Annotated in this window: 15 protein-coding genes; 8 read left to right on the top strand and 7 right to left on the bottom strand. The window is 65.9% G+C overall.

Going from position 1 to position 13,794, the window contains the following annotated elements:
* Nucleotides 1-90 precede the first annotated feature (90 nt).
* From MYA_RS09840 to MYA_RS09855, 4 genes are all read left to right on the top strand, one after another.
* Nucleotides 91-927 carry a response regulator transcription factor gene (locus MYA_RS09840; protein WP_011885507.1) on the top strand — a complete coding sequence of 279 codons (837 nt, stop codon included), beginning with the start codon at nucleotides 91-93 and terminating at the stop codon, nucleotides 925-927.
* A gap of 98 nt (nucleotides 928-1,025) precedes the next feature.
* Nucleotides 1,026-2,120 carry an IS5 family transposase gene (locus tag MYA_RS09845; RefSeq protein ID WP_009961431.1) on the top strand — a complete coding sequence of 365 codons (1,095 nt, stop codon included), beginning with the start codon at nucleotides 1,026-1,028 and terminating at the stop codon, nucleotides 2,118-2,120.
* 428 nt (nucleotides 2,121-2,548) lie between these two features.
* The gene (locus MYA_RS09850) at nucleotides 2,549-3,223 is read left to right on the top strand and encodes an energy-coupling factor ABC transporter permease (protein WP_041493972.1); all 675 of its coding nucleotides are present in this window, start codon (nucleotides 2,549-2,551) and stop codon (nucleotides 3,221-3,223) included.
* A 122-nt stretch (nucleotides 3,224-3,345) separates the two neighbouring features.
* Complete coding sequence (locus MYA_RS09855) at nucleotides 3,346-3,993, top strand: BspC domain-containing protein (RefSeq protein ID WP_011885509.1); 648 nt, start codon at nucleotides 3,346-3,348, stop codon at nucleotides 3,991-3,993.
* An 84-nt stretch (nucleotides 3,994-4,077) separates the two neighbouring features.
* Here MYA_RS09855 and MYA_RS09860 read toward each other — a convergent pair whose 3' ends face one another.
* Together MYA_RS09860 and yaaA are read right to left on the bottom strand one after the other, a co-directional pair.
* Nucleotides 4,078-5,232 carry a M14 family metallopeptidase gene (locus MYA_RS09860; protein ID WP_041493973.1) on the bottom strand — a complete coding sequence of 385 codons (1,155 nt, stop codon included), beginning with the start codon at nucleotides 5,230-5,232 and terminating at the stop codon, nucleotides 4,078-4,080.
* 85 nt (nucleotides 5,233-5,317) lie between these two features.
* The gene (yaaA, locus tag MYA_RS09865; RefSeq protein WP_014723345.1) at nucleotides 5,318-6,100 is read right to left on the bottom strand and encodes a peroxide stress protein YaaA; all 783 of its coding nucleotides are present in this window, start codon (nucleotides 6,098-6,100) and stop codon (nucleotides 5,318-5,320) included.
* A gap of 57 nt (nucleotides 6,101-6,157) precedes the next feature.
* On the opposite strand from yaaA, the gene MYA_RS09870 reads away from it, so the two are divergent.
* Both MYA_RS09870 and MYA_RS09875 read left to right on the top strand, forming a co-directional pair.
* Nucleotides 6,158-6,655 carry a putative toxin-antitoxin system toxin component, PIN family gene (locus MYA_RS09870; protein ID WP_014723346.1) on the top strand — a complete coding sequence of 166 codons (498 nt, stop codon included), beginning with the start codon at nucleotides 6,158-6,160 and terminating at the stop codon, nucleotides 6,653-6,655.
* Nucleotides 6,656-6,688: 33 nt separating this feature from the next.
* Nucleotides 6,689-7,861, top strand: coding sequence for a pyridoxal phosphate-dependent aminotransferase (locus MYA_RS09875; RefSeq protein ID WP_014723347.1), 1,173 nt, complete (start codon nucleotides 6,689-6,691; stop codon nucleotides 7,859-7,861).
* A gap of 41 nt (nucleotides 7,862-7,902) precedes the next feature.
* Here MYA_RS09875 and MYA_RS09880 read toward each other — a convergent pair whose 3' ends face one another.
* A complete protein-coding gene (locus tag MYA_RS09880; RefSeq protein WP_014723348.1) occupies nucleotides 7,903-8,559 on the bottom strand; it encodes a glutathione S-transferase family protein in 657 nt (218 codons plus the stop codon).
* Nucleotides 8,560-8,760: 201 nt separating this feature from the next.
* Between MYA_RS09880 and MYA_RS09885 the strand changes: the two genes are divergently transcribed.
* Complete coding sequence (locus MYA_RS09885) at nucleotides 8,761-9,552, top strand: oxepin-CoA hydrolase, alternative type (RefSeq protein ID WP_014723349.1); 792 nt, start codon at nucleotides 8,761-8,763, stop codon at nucleotides 9,550-9,552.
* Between the two features lie 155 nt (nucleotides 9,553-9,707).
* On the top strand, nucleotides 9,708-10,400 hold the full coding sequence (locus MYA_RS09890; RefSeq protein ID WP_014723350.1) for a glutathione binding-like protein: 693 nt from the start codon (nucleotides 9,708-9,710) through the stop codon (nucleotides 10,398-10,400).
* A gap of 45 nt (nucleotides 10,401-10,445) precedes the next feature.
* Here MYA_RS09890 and MYA_RS09895 read toward each other — a convergent pair whose 3' ends face one another.
* Genes MYA_RS09895 through MYA_RS09910 form a run of 4 tightly spaced genes read right to left on the bottom strand, consistent with a single transcriptional unit; the run spans nucleotide 10,446 to nucleotide 13,764 of the window.
* On the bottom strand, nucleotides 10,446-10,922 hold the full coding sequence (locus MYA_RS09895) for a MaoC family dehydratase (RefSeq protein WP_011885517.1): 477 nt from the start codon (nucleotides 10,920-10,922) through the stop codon (nucleotides 10,446-10,448).
* Nucleotides 10,919-11,380 (bottom strand): MaoC family dehydratase, encoded by a 462-nt coding sequence (locus tag MYA_RS09900; protein ID WP_014723351.1) that lies wholly within the window; start codon nucleotides 11,378-11,380, stop codon nucleotides 10,919-10,921. Before MYA_RS09900 ends, MYA_RS09895 begins: the two co-directional genes overlap by 4 nt.
* A gap of 34 nt (nucleotides 11,381-11,414) precedes the next feature.
* On the bottom strand, nucleotides 11,415-12,548 hold the full coding sequence (locus tag MYA_RS09905; RefSeq protein WP_014723352.1) for an acyl-CoA dehydrogenase family protein: 1,134 nt from the start codon (nucleotides 12,546-12,548) through the stop codon (nucleotides 11,415-11,417).
* A 19-nt stretch (nucleotides 12,549-12,567) separates the two neighbouring features.
* Nucleotides 12,568-13,764: an acyl-CoA dehydrogenase family protein gene (locus MYA_RS09910; RefSeq protein ID WP_014723353.1), complete on the bottom strand. Its 1,197-nt coding sequence runs from the start codon at nucleotides 13,762-13,764 to the stop codon at nucleotides 12,568-12,570.
* Nucleotides 13,765-13,794 lie beyond the last annotated feature (30 nt).

Below are 13,794 nucleotides of genomic sequence, written 5' to 3' on the forward strand. Positions count from 1 at the left end.
AGCCAAGCAGACATCGTGTAAGGTCTTTGTCACTATCGGATCGAAGACATGCCGACGGCGGATCAACGACTCATCTCATGGAGGTTGGATATGCGGTTCCTGGTGCTGAACTCAGACGCCGAACGGCGTGACGGACTGAAGGTGCTGCTACGACAGATCGACCGTCACGCCACCATCAACGATGCGCCCGACGGTTTCCAGGCGCGTCGGCTGCTGCGCACCGAGCGCTTCGACCTGGTCGCGATCAACTGGCCGGATGTCGGCCGCCACGGTGAACTGCAGGCGCTCTGCAGCGCGTGCTCGCCGACGCCCGTTGCGGTGATGGTCGACGAGTCGACGCCGGCAGCCATCCAGCGGTTCTACGACTACGGCGTCGCCGGCGTGATCCCGCACGCCACACGGCCACATCTGATCGTGCGCGCACTTGAAATCGTGCTGCTCGGCGGACATTACATTCCCCCCATCGCGCTGAGCCTGCTGCCCTCGCCTGCCGGGACACGCAACGACACCCATTTCCAGACGCTCGCCGGCACGTTGCCGCGCCGCCCGCCGAGCGGGCTGCTATCGCCGCGACAGGCGCAGATCATGCGCTTCGTCCACATGGGCAGCACGAACAAGATGATCGCCCGGACGCTGGGCATCAGCGAGGGCACGGTGAAAATCCATCTCGCCAGCATCTTCCAGCAGCTCGGCGCCGCAAACCGGGCGGCCGCGGTGGCGATCTACAACGGCTGGCTGTCGCCGCATCTCGAGGTGTTGCTGGCCAACCGCGACCGGGCCGGCAAACCCGCCATCGGCGAGCGCGGCCCGATTCCGCTGCGCAAGCACCGGAACGATCGCCGCTATCCGTCGCCCGCGGCGAACGCCGGCCCCCACGATCTGCCGATCGCAGCCGAGCCGAGCGTACGGTTTCGGCGCGAGCGCTAGCAGGCTGTTGAAATTGGATACGGTGTAAACGGGCGTTGCGAGCGGTGCGTTAGAGATATCGTGTTCATGATCTTGGGCAGACGAGAGCGATGCGCGGAATGGACGAGATGCAAGAACCGCTGTTCACGACGGTGAAGCTGGAAGACTTCGTGCCGGCCGATCACCCGTTGCGGCCGCTTCGGCTGCTGGTCAATCAAGCGCTGAAGCGGCTCAATGGGCTGTTTGGCACGATCTACGCGGATAGCGGCCGTGCGTCGATTGCGCCGGAGAAACTGCTGCGTGCATTGCTGCTGCAGGTGCTGTACTCGGTGCGCAGCGAGCGCATGTTGATGGAACAGATGCGCTACAACCTGCTGTTCCGTTGGTTCGTCGGACTGGCGATCGAAGACGCCGTCTGGGACCACTCGGTGTTCTCCAAGAACCGTGATCGTCTGCTCGAGCACGAAGTGGTCGAAGCGTTCTTTACCGAAGTCATGAGCTTGGCCGACAAGCAAGGGCTGCTGTCCAGAGAACACTTCTCGGTCGATGGCACGCTGATCCAGGCTTGGGCCAGCCACAAGAGCTTCCGGCCCAAGGACGGCTCGGACGATCCACCAGCCGGCGGTGGTCGCAATGTCGACACCGACTGGAAGGGCAAGCGGCGCAGCAACGATACGCATGAATCGAGCACCGATCCGGACGCGCGCCTGTTCCGCAAGGGGCGGCAAAGCGGAGCCATCCTTTGTTATCAGGGGCACATCCTGATGGAGAACCGCTCGGGCTTGGTGGTCGGCGCGGTGGTCAGCCACGCTGACGGTTTCGGCGAACGCGCAAGTGCGTTGCGCTTGCTCGATTGCGTGCCGGGCCGTCACGCCAAGACGCTCGGCGCCGACAAGGGTTACGACATGCGCGACTTTGTGCGGGACTGTCGTGCGCGCAAGGTGACGCCGCATGTCGCGCGCAACGACGCGCATCAAGGCGGCAGCGCGATCGATGGCCGCACCTCGCGGCACGCCGGTTATGGCATCAGCCAGGTGATTCGCAAGCGCATCGAAGAGCACTTCGGCTGGGGCAAGACCGTCGGCAGGATCCGACAGACCGCGTATCGCGGCATCAAGCGAGTCGACCAGCACTTCAAGCTGACGATGCTGGCGAGCAACCTGACTCGAATGGCTCGAATACTGGCAGCGGTGCCGCAGGGAGCAGCGCGATGAGCCGCCCAACCGTAGCTGTTGCGCGGCAACGCGCCGGCCGGCCCGCTCGCAAGCGGGGCATCCGGCACGATTCGTCAGCAACTCAGCGGCCAATCGCATACGAAACCCTTTTAAACAGTGCCCCGATCGTCGGAACGAGGCGCTTTTCAACAGCCTGCTAGGGCCTGTTCACGCGAATAACAGGCTGGCGAACGTGCCTTTGCGCCCGCGGGGCAAGAAGGGAGGAGGCGCAATAGCTGCGTAGCTATTGCAACGACGAGCGGCGCCGCCATACGGGCGCAAAGGCACGTTCCCCTGTTTGGAAAAATTCGGCCGCGGGGTTGACCCGTTATTAGCATGTAACAGGTCCTCGCCGGACAGTATCGATATTGCGACGGTCGGCATTCGCGAATTCCCAGCTTTGATGCTCAACGAGTAATATGGAAGCCATGGGTTTTCTCTTCACACCGCTTCCGCTCTGGGTTGGTGTTGGTGGCTGGATCGCCGCCGCGATGCTGCTCGCGCTCGCGATCTGGAAGCGCCCATTCATTCGTCTGCAGGACGCGACGCTTCAGCACGTGTGGCTGGCGCTCGTCACCGCGATCACCGTCCTGTGGGCGTCGAATGCATGGCTCGAAGACGGCATCGTCATGCATCTGCTCGGCGCGACGCTGCTCGTCACGCTGTTCGACTGGACGCTCGCGCTGGTTGCGATGGGCGTGGTCACGTGCATCGCCGCAGTGGTCTTCGATGCGCCATGGCAAGGCATCGGCCTCACTTATCTGGTGTACGGCGCGCTGCCCGTCGCCGTGTCCGCGGTGCTGCAGCGCGCCGCCATCGCGTGGCTGCCGCATAACCTCGCGTCGTTCATCATCGGCCAGGGCTTTTTCTCACCGGCCATCGCGATCGTCTCGGTCGCCGCGGCCGCGGCCGGCGTGCAACTCGCGCTGGCGGACGGCGTGCCCGTCGTGATTCCGGCCGGCTATCTGCTCAACACCGCACTGCTCGCGCTCGGCGAAGCGTGGTTCACCGGCATGGCGACCGCGCTGATCGCCGTCTATCGGCCAGCGTGGGTGACGACGTTCGACGTCCGGCGCTATCGTCTCGGCGGTCCGCGGGCGTAAACGGCACGCGCCGTGCGCCGGCTCGTATTGCGCAGCGCGGCAGAGTACGGCATCTAAGGCCGCACAACTTTTTTACGCTAAGATTGAACTCCTGATCTTCACCGGGCCTCTATACCTGCCCGATGCCTCATTCGCTCCTCACCAATAACCAGATGGACAGCACTTCTGCCTCGCTCCGGATCGTTCGGGCGCTCGGCAAGCTGGCAGCCTGTGTCGCGGGCTTGTCGCTTGCGCTTCCGGCACCGGTATTCGCCGACCTCCTCGACCAGCGCTCCGAACTGATCAACAAGTTCGTCAACGACATGCATGCCGATCCGATCGTCGCCGATTGTGCGGCGCACGGCAGCTTCATCGCCAGTACGTCGTCGGCATTCGACCGCGTCGACTTCGCGCCGAACGCATTCGAAAGCGGCAACGCGACGATCACGCCGTGGAACGATTCGTTCGATCAGGGCAAGCAACGCGTGAAGGTCGACAACATCGTCACCGTCGACGGTCTCGGCGTCCACAGTGACGGCAGTGACCCGACACCGCTGAAGTTCCGTTGCGGCTACGTCGGTCAGCAAATGCTGGCGTTCAGCTGGAACGACCCGGTGCCGCCGCTGAAGGCGCACGTCGAGCGCCCGTCGTCGTCGTCGAAGAAGTTCAAGGGCAAGTCGCACCGCGGCAAGGTCAAGGCGTCCGGCCGCACCGGCAAAAAGGCCGCAGCAACGAAGAAATCGAGCGGCACGAAGAAAGCCGTCAAGAAAAAGACCGCGAAGAAGTCCTGATACGACGGAGCGGCAACGACAGAAGCAGAAAAGCCGGCGCATCGCACGATGCGCCGGCTTTTTTTCATCGTGCCGACCCTGCGCTTACGCGAACGCTTCCACCTGCGCGTGAATCGCCGCGAGCATCGCCGCACCGAGCGCCGCGCTGCGCTGGCCGTTCCAGCCGACGCGCTCGTCGGGCAGGTTCGCGTTGTCCTTGAATGGCATCTCGAGCGTCAGCGACAGGCAGCCGAAGTGATGACCGATGTACTTCGACGCGAGCTTGAGCGCGTCTTCCCGGTACTTGCTCGCCGCGTAGCCGTGCTCGGTCTGGAAGTCCGGGCTCGCCACCTTGAACGCATCGATGAATGCGGCCTGCTCGATGCGCTGCTGATCGGTAAAGCTCGGCAGCATCTCGGAACCCGCGACGAACACGTACGGCAAATCCTCGTCGCCGTGGATGTCGAAGAACATGTCGCAACCGGTCGCATGGATCGCATCCCGCACGGCCAGCACTTCGGGACTGCGCTCGGCATCGGGCGCCATCCACTCGCGGTTCAGGTTCGCGCCCGCCGCGTTGGTGCGCAGGTTGCCGTGCACGCTGCCGTCCGGATTCATGTTCGGGACGATGTAGAACGTCGCGCGGTCGTACAGCTTGCGCGCCACCGGATCGCCGGACCAATCGCCCCATCCGGCAAGCCGCTTGACCAGCCCTTCGACGAACCACTCGGCCATCGTCTCGCCCGGATGCTGGCGCGCGATGATCCACACCTTCTTCTTCGGCACGCCGTCGAGCTCCGGCGTGCCGAGCGTCAGCAGCGACATCGGCCGGCCTTCGACCGTGCGGCCGAGCTCGACGACGCTCGCCTGCGGCAACTGCTGGACCGCGCCGAGAAACGCCGCGTGCCGCTCTTCCGAGTACGGCTCGAAATACGCGTAGTAGATGCTGTCGAATTCGGGCGTATGGTCGATCGTCATCGTCTTGCCGTCGAACGTCGTCGGCACGCGGAACCAGTCGACGCGGTCGTAGCTCGCGACCGCGTGGTAGTTGTGCCACCCTGCCGGATACGCGCACTCCGCTGCATTTTCGAACGACATCACGCAGCGTTCGCCACGTGCGCCCGTCAACCGGAAGTAGAACCATTGCGCGAACTCCGAGCGGCTGTCGCCGCGTACGCGCAGCCGGATCGCGTCCGCGCGCTCGCACGACACGACGTCGATCGCGCCCGCATCGAAATTGCTGGTGATCGAAAGGGTCATCTGTCTCTCCAGTGTCGAGCGCAACGGCGGATTGCCGCGCCCGGGGTCGTCCATGGACCGGCCGTCTCGTGAACGGCCGGCAAGCTCACTCGCCGATGCGCCGGCGATATACGTAAGTCGAATCGTTCGACGCCGCTGCGTCGAACGCGTAGCCTTCCAGCGCAAAATCCTTCAGCGCCGCCGGCTCGGCGATGCGGTTCTCGACGATGTAGCGCGCCATCAGGCCACGCGCGCGCTTCGCATGAAAGCTGATGATCTTGTAGCGGCCGCCCTTCCAGTCCTCGAACACCGGCGTGACGACCGGCGCGGCCAGCAGCTTCGGCTTGACGGACTTGAAGTACTCGGTCGACGCGCAGTTGATCAACACGCGCGCCGCGCCGCTGCGCGTCTCGAGCTGCTCGTTCAGCGCGCGCGTGATCCGGTCGCCCCAGAACGCATACAGATCCTTGCCGCGTGCGTTCGCGAAACGGGTGCCCATTTCGAGCCGGTACGGCTGCAGCAGATCGAGCGGCCGCAGCAGCCCGTACAGGCCCGACAGCACGCGCACGTGCTGCTGCGCGTAGTCGAGATCCGCGGCCGACAGCGATTTCGCATCGAACCCTTCGTACACGTCGCCGTTGAATGCGAGCACGGCCTGCTTCGCGTTGGCCGGCGTGAAGGTCGGCGACCAGTCCGCGTAGCGCTGGAAGTTCAGGCGCGCGAGCGGGTCGGAGATGTCCATCAGCGTCGCGATGTCCTGCGGCGACAGCTTGCGCAGGCCGTCGATCAGCTCCGAGGCATCGTCGACGAAGGCGGGCTGCGTGTAGGACGGGACGTGGGCGGGCGTGTCGTAGTCGAGAGATTTGGCGGGAGAGAGAACGATTATCATAGAGGCTCGCTGGCACGCCGTGCCTTGCGGTCAGACGAAAACCACCGATTGTAACGAATGACCCGCTCACTCGCCCCGCATGCCGCGCACCGCGTCGTGCTCGACTCGAACGTCTGGATCGACATTCTCGTATTCGACGACCCTGCCACGCGCCCGATCCGCGCCGCGCTCGAACACGGCACGCTCGCCGCCGTGATCGACAGCCGCTGCCTGAACGAACTCACGCTCGTGCTCGACTACCCGCAGTTCCAGGCTCGCGCGGTCGACAAGACCGAAGCGCTCGCGATCGTCGCGCGCCTGGCGAGCCTCGTCGAGCCGCCGCCGCTTGCCGCCGACGCGCCGCCGCTGCCGAAGTGCAAGGACCGCGACGACCAGAAGTTTCTCGAGCTCGCGCGCGCGGCACAGGCCGACTGGCTCGTGTCGAAGGATCGCGCGCTGCTCAAGCTCGCGAAACGCACCGCGCGCGACTTCGGCTTCCGGATCGCGCAGCCCGCGCCGTTTGCCGAAGCGTGCGCACTCGACACCGCGTCGGCCACCACTCCCACGCCGGCCTGAACGGCCCGGCGCCAACCGCTTGCGACCGTATCGATGAACGCTCCTTCCGACATGCCCACCGCTCCCGTTTTCCCTTCGCGCCTGCCGAACGTCGGCACGACGATCTTCACGGTCATGAGCGCGCTCGCCGCCGAAAAAGGCGCCGTCAACCTCGGCCAGGGCTTCCCCGATTTCGACTGCGACCCGCGCATCGTCGACGCGGTCGCGGCCGCGATGCGCAACGGCCACAATCAGTATCCGCCGATGGCGGGCGTCGCGTCGCTGCGCGGCGCGATCGCCGACAAGATCGAACACCTGTACGGCCGGCGCTACGATGCCGCCACCGAGATCACGGTGACGGCCGGCGCGACCCAGGCGCTGCTCACGGCGATTCTCTGCGCGGTGCATCCGGGCGACGAGGTCATCGTGATCGAGCCGACCTACGACAGCTATCTGCCATCGATCGAACTCGCCGGCGGCAAGCCGGTGTTCGTCACGCTCGACGCGCCCGACTACGCGATTCCGTTCGACCGTCTCGCCGCCGCGATCACGCCGAAGACGCGCATGATCCTGATCAATACGCCGCACAACCCCACCGGCACCGTGTGGCGCGAGGCGGACCTGCGCAGGCTCGAGGAGATCGTGCGCGGCACCAACGTGCTGATCCTGTCGGACGAGGTGTACGAGCACATGGTCTACGACGGCGCGCGGCACGAGAGCGTCGCGCGCTATCCCGAACTGGCCGCGCGCAGCTTCATCGTGTCGAGCTTCGGGAAGACCTTCCACGTGACCGGCTGGAAGATCGGCTACGTCGCGGCGCCGGCCGCGCTGACCGCGGAATTCCGCAAGGTTCATCAGTTCAACGTGTTCACGGTGAACACGCCGATGCAGGTGGGGATCGCCGATTATCTGCGCGACCCGGCGCCGTATCTGACGCTGCCCGACTTCTATCAGAAGAAGCGCGACTTCTTCCGGGCCGGCCTCGAGCGTACGCGCTTCAAGCTGCTGCCGTGCACGGGCACGTACTTCCAGTGCGTCGATTATTCGGCGATCAGCGACGTGTCCGAAGCGGAATTCGCCAAGTGGCTCACGGCGGAGATCGGTGTGGCGGCCATTCCCGTGTCGGCGTTCTATCACGCGCCGCACGAATCGGGCGTCGTGCGCTTCTGCTTCGCCAAACAGGAGAGCACGCTCGCGTCCGCACTGGAACGGCTGGCGCGCCTGTAACCGGGGCGCCGCCGCGAGCCGCGCGGGCGGCCGGGCCGTGCTTACGAACGCGCGAGGTTTGCCGCTTCAACGTACGCCTTGCGGTCGGCGGCCACGCGCTGCGCGGCGGGCCGTGCGCCCACCAGCTTCGCGTGCGCCTTCCAGTCGATGCCCGCGTCGAGGAGAAAATCACGATCGTAGATCGCCTTCGTCGCCATCCCGAGCACCGGCAGATGGACGAACGCGGCGATGTCGGCAAGACCGAAGCTATCGCCGAGCACGTACGGTGAAAACTGCGTGAGCCGCTTGAACGCATCGATCGCGCGCGGCAGGCGCTTCTCGACGTGCGCCTTCATCGCGTCGCTCACCTTCCCGCCGAAAAACGCCTCGGTATAGACCTCGCGCGCGGTCCATTCGAGATACAGCTCGAGCGTCTCGACGAGCTCGCGCACCTTCGCGGCCGCAAACGGCGCCGACGGGAAGATCGCCTTGTCCGGATGCCGCGCGGCCAGATACTCGATGATCGCCTGCGACTCGAACAGCGCGCCCTCTTCGGTCTTCACGAACGGGATTTTGCCGAGCGGCGAATCGGCCAGCAGCGCCGGATCGCTGATCGGCAGGCTGCATTTGGTTTCCTCGAACGGGATGTCGTGCTCGAGCAGCACGAACTTCACCTTGTTGTAGTAGTTGGACAACGGAACACCGCACAACTGCAGCATCGGAGCCTCCTTCGTGGCGTGGGCGCGGTCGCGGCAGAGCCCGACCGGCTCGGGATTCGTCGCGCTGAAAAGCACGTTCGTGCTAGTCTAAAGCAGTTTCCCGCCCGCCACGACGACATTACATCCGCTGCGGCAGCCGCCGGTCCGCACGCGCGACGCGCGGCTCACCGCCGCCGCGCCATTCGATGGAGACACACTCGCATGAGTGCCGAACTGCTGGCTTCGCGGCCGCCCGAGAGCGAATCGACGCTCGTCCTCACGTTGTCCAATCCCGGCGCGCGCAACGCGCTGCATCCCGACATGTATGCGGCCGGCGTCGAAGCGCTCGCGACCGCCGAACGCGATCCCGAGATTCGCGCCGTGGTGCTCACGGGCGCCGATCGCTTCTTTTGCGCGGGCGGCAACCTGAACCGCCTGCTCGACAACCGTTCGAAGGATCCGTCCTGTCAGGCCGACAGCATCGATCAGCTCGCCGCGTGGGTGACGGCGATCCGCGCGTCGACGAAGCCCGTGATCGCCGCAGTGGAAGGCGCGGCGGCCGGTGCCGGCTTCTCGCTCGCGCTCGCCTGCGACATGGTCGTGGCCGCTCACGACGCGAAGTTCGTGATGTCGTACGCACGCGTCGGCCTCACGCCCGATGGCGGCGGATCGTGGTTTCTCGCGCGCGCACTGCCGCGGGTGCTCGCGGCCGAAATCCTGCTCGAAGGCAAACCGATCGCGGCCGAACGGCTGCATGCGCTCGGCATCGTCAATCGGCTCGCGGTGCCCGGCGCCGCATTGCGCGACGCACTCGCGTGGGCCGACTCGCTTGCCGGCGTCTCGCCGAACGCGCTTGCGCGCATCAAGCAACTGCTCGACGACGCGACCGCCCAGCCGCTCGACGCACACCTCGTGACCGAGCGCGATCATTTCGTCGCGGCGCTGCATCACGCCGACGCGTTCGAAGGCATCACCGCGTTCCTGGAGAAGCGTCAGCCGCATTACAAGCGCTGATCGCACGCGTTCGCAACGTGCCGGCCACCTTGCCGCGGCCGCGGCGAGGAGCAAGCAGGGCAGCGCCTGCAGCACTCGCCGATCCGTGCTGTAATGGCCGCCTGTCGCGGCGCGCTCCCGGCGCCGTGTTCGCGCACGCAACCAAGGAGTTGACGATGATCGACGTCTACAGCTGGGCGACCCCGAACGGTCACAAGGTCCACATCATGCTCGAGGAAACGGGCCTCGCATACCGCGCGCATCCGGTCGATATCGGTGCAGGCGACCAGTTCAAGCCCGAGTTCCTGAAGATCAGCCCGAACAACAAGATTCCCGCGATCGTCGACTCGGATGGGCCCGGCGGCAAACCGATCTCGCTGTTCGAATCGGGCGCGATTCTCGTGTACCTCGCGGAGAAGACCGGCAAGTTCCTGCCCGCCGATCCTGCCGAGCGCTACGCGACGCTCGAATGGCTGATGTTTCAGATGGGCGGGGTCGGCCCGATGCTCGGCCAGGCGCATCACTTCCGCCTGTACGCGCCGGAGAAGATCGAATACGCGATCAATCGCTATACGAACGAAGCGAAGCGGCTGTACAACGTGATGGAAAAACGCCTCGCGCAATCCGAATATCTGGCGGGCGACACGTACACGATCGCCGACATCGCGACGTTCCCGTGGACGCGTTCGTGGCAGAACCAGGGCATCGTGCTCGACGAGCTGCCGAACGTGAAACGCTGGCACGAGGCGATCGCCGCACGCCCGGCCGTGCAGCGCGGCGTCGAGGTGCTCGCGTCGCTGCGCAAGGCGCTGCAGGACGACAAGGCGCGCGAGATCCTGTTCGGGGCGACGCAATACGCGAAGCACTGAACGACGCGCCGCGTGCGACGCTGCGGCATCGGCGATGCCGCAGCGTCAGAAGTAGTGCAGCGTGATGAATTCCGCCGCGCAGACGAGCATCGGCGCATCGGCTTGCTCGACCTGCATCGACACCCGCCACGTCACCTGCACGCCGCCCTGCGCGGCGTCGGCTGCTTCCTTCACGGCGAACAGCGCACGCACGCGCGCACCGACCGGCACCGGCTTCAGGAACCGCACGCGGTTCAGACCGTAGTTCACGCCCATCTTCTGCTCGAAGCGCATCGCGTCGGTCATCAGCGCGGGAATCAGCGACAGCGTCAGGAACCCGTGCGCGATCGGGCCGCCGAACGGCGACTCGCGCCGCGCACGCTCAGGATCGACGTGAATCCACTGGTGATCGCCGGTCGCGTCGGCGAAACCGTCGACGCGACGCTGATCGATCTCGACCCAGCCGCTCGCGAACGGCTCGGCGCCGACCAGCGCACGCAGCGCCTGCGCCGACGCGATCAGCGGCAACGCGACGTCGCTCATGCGCTCGCTCCCTGCGGATCGCGCAACCCGAAGATCACCTTGCTGAGCACGATGATCACCGTGTCGCCGGCGCCGTTGACGCCGATCCATTCGGTCGACACGATGCCGCGATCCGGCTTGCTCGCCGACACGCGCTTGTCGCGAATCTTCTGATACATCGTGATCGTGTCGCCGGCGCGCACGGGCTTGAGCCAGCTGATCGAGTCGACGCCGGGCGAGCCCATGCTGGTCGAATCGGCCCCGAGCTTCGCGATCAGCAGGCCCATGAATACCGAACACGTATGCCAGCCGCTCGCGACCAGGCCGCCGAACGGCGATGCCTTGCCCGCCTCCTCGTCGAGATGAAACGGCTGCGGATCGTAGCGTTGCGCAAACGCCTTGATGTCGTCCGCTTCGAACGTATAGCGTCCGATTTCGGTGGTACTGCCGACTTCCAGATCTTCGAAACTGATTCCCACTGTGTCTCTCCTGTGCCACGCTCGCGCGTGACCGTCATGCCGCGTCGGCTTGCGCGAAATCCGGCAGGGCCGCGATGCGCGCAAGGTGATGATCGGTGTCGCCGAGTGTCGTCTCGATGATCGACAGCCGCTTGAACAGGTGCGCCGCGGCGACCTCGTTGGTCACGCCCATGCCGCCGTGCAACTGCACGGCCTGCTGACCGACGAAGCGCGCGGCCGCGCCGACGCGCGCCTTCGCCGCCGACACGGCCTTGCGCCGCGCGTCGGCATCGTCGCCCGCATATCGGACCGCGGCCAGGTAGGTCAGCGAACGCGCCTGCTCCGCGTGTATCAGCATGTCGACCATCCGGTGCTGCAGCGCCTGGAAACGCGCGATCGGCACGCCGAATTGTTCGCGCGTCTTCGTATATTCGACGGTCGCCCGGTTCAGTTCGTCGAGCGCGCCGACCGCTTCCGCACAGAGCAGGAACGTCGCGTAATCGGCAATCTGCTCGAGCGCGGCCGCATCGCGCACGCCGCCCGCCAATTGCCGCGCGGGCGTGTCGTCGAACGCGATCGTCGCGGCACGCTGGCCGTCGATGGTCCGGTAATCGGTGAGCGTCACGCCCGCGGCGTCGCGCTCGACGACGAACAGGCCGATACCGCCGCCGTCGACGCGCGCCGGCACGATCCACGCATGCGCCTGCGCGCCATGCTGGACGACCGACTTGGCGCCGTTCAGCCGGCACGTGCCGCCCTGCACGCGCGCATGCGTGCCGAGCTCGTACAGGTCGTAGCGCGCGTGCGGCTCGTGGAATGCGACGGCCAGCCGCTTGTGCCCCTGCGCGACCGCTTCGAGCAGCGCGGCATCGTCGCCGCTGCCCGAGCCCGCGACCCGCAATGCCTCGACCGCGACCGCGGTCGCCCAGTACGGCTCGACCACGAGCGCACGGCCGAGCTCCTGCATCGCGACCAGCATGTCGACCGGGCCGCCGCCGAAGCCGCCTTGCGCGTCGGGCACGGGCAGCGCGGTCAGACCGAGCTCGGCAAACGCGCTCCATTGCGCTTCCGATATGCCCGCATCGCTGCGCACGATCGCCTGCCGCGCGTCGAACCCGTATTGCTCGCCGAGGTAACGGCGCAGCGCGTCGGCGAACTGTTGCTGCTCGTCGGTAAAGCTGAAATCCATGGTTGTCTCCGTTGCCTGGTTACAGCCCCAGAATCATCTGCGCGATGATGTTCTTCTGAATCTCGTTCGAACCGCCGTAGATCGACGTCTTCCGGTAATTGAAGTAGTACGCGGCGAGCGGCGCCGCGTCGTCGTCGCCCGCGACGCTGTGCTCGCGCTCGCCGTCGAGGAACGGGATGTCGAACGGCGCGGCGAGCGGCCCGATCGCTTCGAACATCAGCTCGGTGAGCGCCTGCTGGACCTCGGTGCCCTTGATCTTCAGCATCGACGCCTCGGGCCCCGGCCCCTTGCCGCTCGTCTCGCGGCTCACGACCCGCAGCACCGTCACCTCAAGCGCCATCAGCTCGACCTCCAGCGCTGCGACCTTCGCGGCGAACACGGGATCGGCGAGCAACGGCTTGCCGTTCTTGCGCTGGTTCGATGCGACGCGTTTCAGGAAGGCCAGCTCGCGCTTCGACGCGCCGACGCGCGCGATGCCGGTGCGCTCGTGCCCCAGCAGATATTTGGCGTAGGTCCAGCCGCGGTTTTCGTCGCCGACGAGATTCTCGACCGGCACCTTCACGTCCTCGAAGAACACCTCGTTGACTTCGTGGTCCTCGTCGAGCGTGATGATCGGGCGCACCGTGATGCCCGGCGTCTTCATGTCGATCAGCAGGAACGAGATGCCTTCCTGCTTCTTCGCCGACGAATCGGTGCGCACGAGGCAGAACATCATGTCCGCATATTGGCCGAGCGTCGTCCAGGTCTTCTGGCCATTCACCACGTAGTGGTCGCCGTCGCGTTCGGCGCGCGTGCGCAGCGAGGCGAGATCCGAACCGGAACCCGGCTCCGAATAGCCCTGGCACCACCAGTCGGTGCCGTCGAGGATGCGCGGCAGGTAGTGGCGCTTCTGCGCTTCGCTGCCGTATTTCATCAGCACCGGCGCGACCATCGACACGCCGAACGGCAGCACGATCGGCGCGCCGATGCGGGCGCACTCTTCTTCCCAGATGTGTCGCTGCGTCGCGTTCCAGCCCGGGCCGCCGTACTCGACCGGCCACGCAGGCGCGGACCAGCCGCGCTCGCCGAGGATGCGGTGCCAGCTTGCGAAATCGTCGCGGTTCAGCCGTTTATGGTCGAGTACCTTGGCGCGCAGTGCATGAGGCAGGTTCGCCCCGAGCCAGGCGCGGACGTCGGCGCGGAATGCGTCGTCGGCGGGGGAGTAATTCAGATCCATGCGCAGTGTCTCCTGTCCGCGGCCGTCCGG

It is taken from the genome of Burkholderia sp. KJ006 (assembly GCF_000262695.1).
GTDB lineage: Bacteria > Pseudomonadota > Gammaproteobacteria > Burkholderiales > Burkholderiaceae > Burkholderia > Burkholderia vietnamiensis.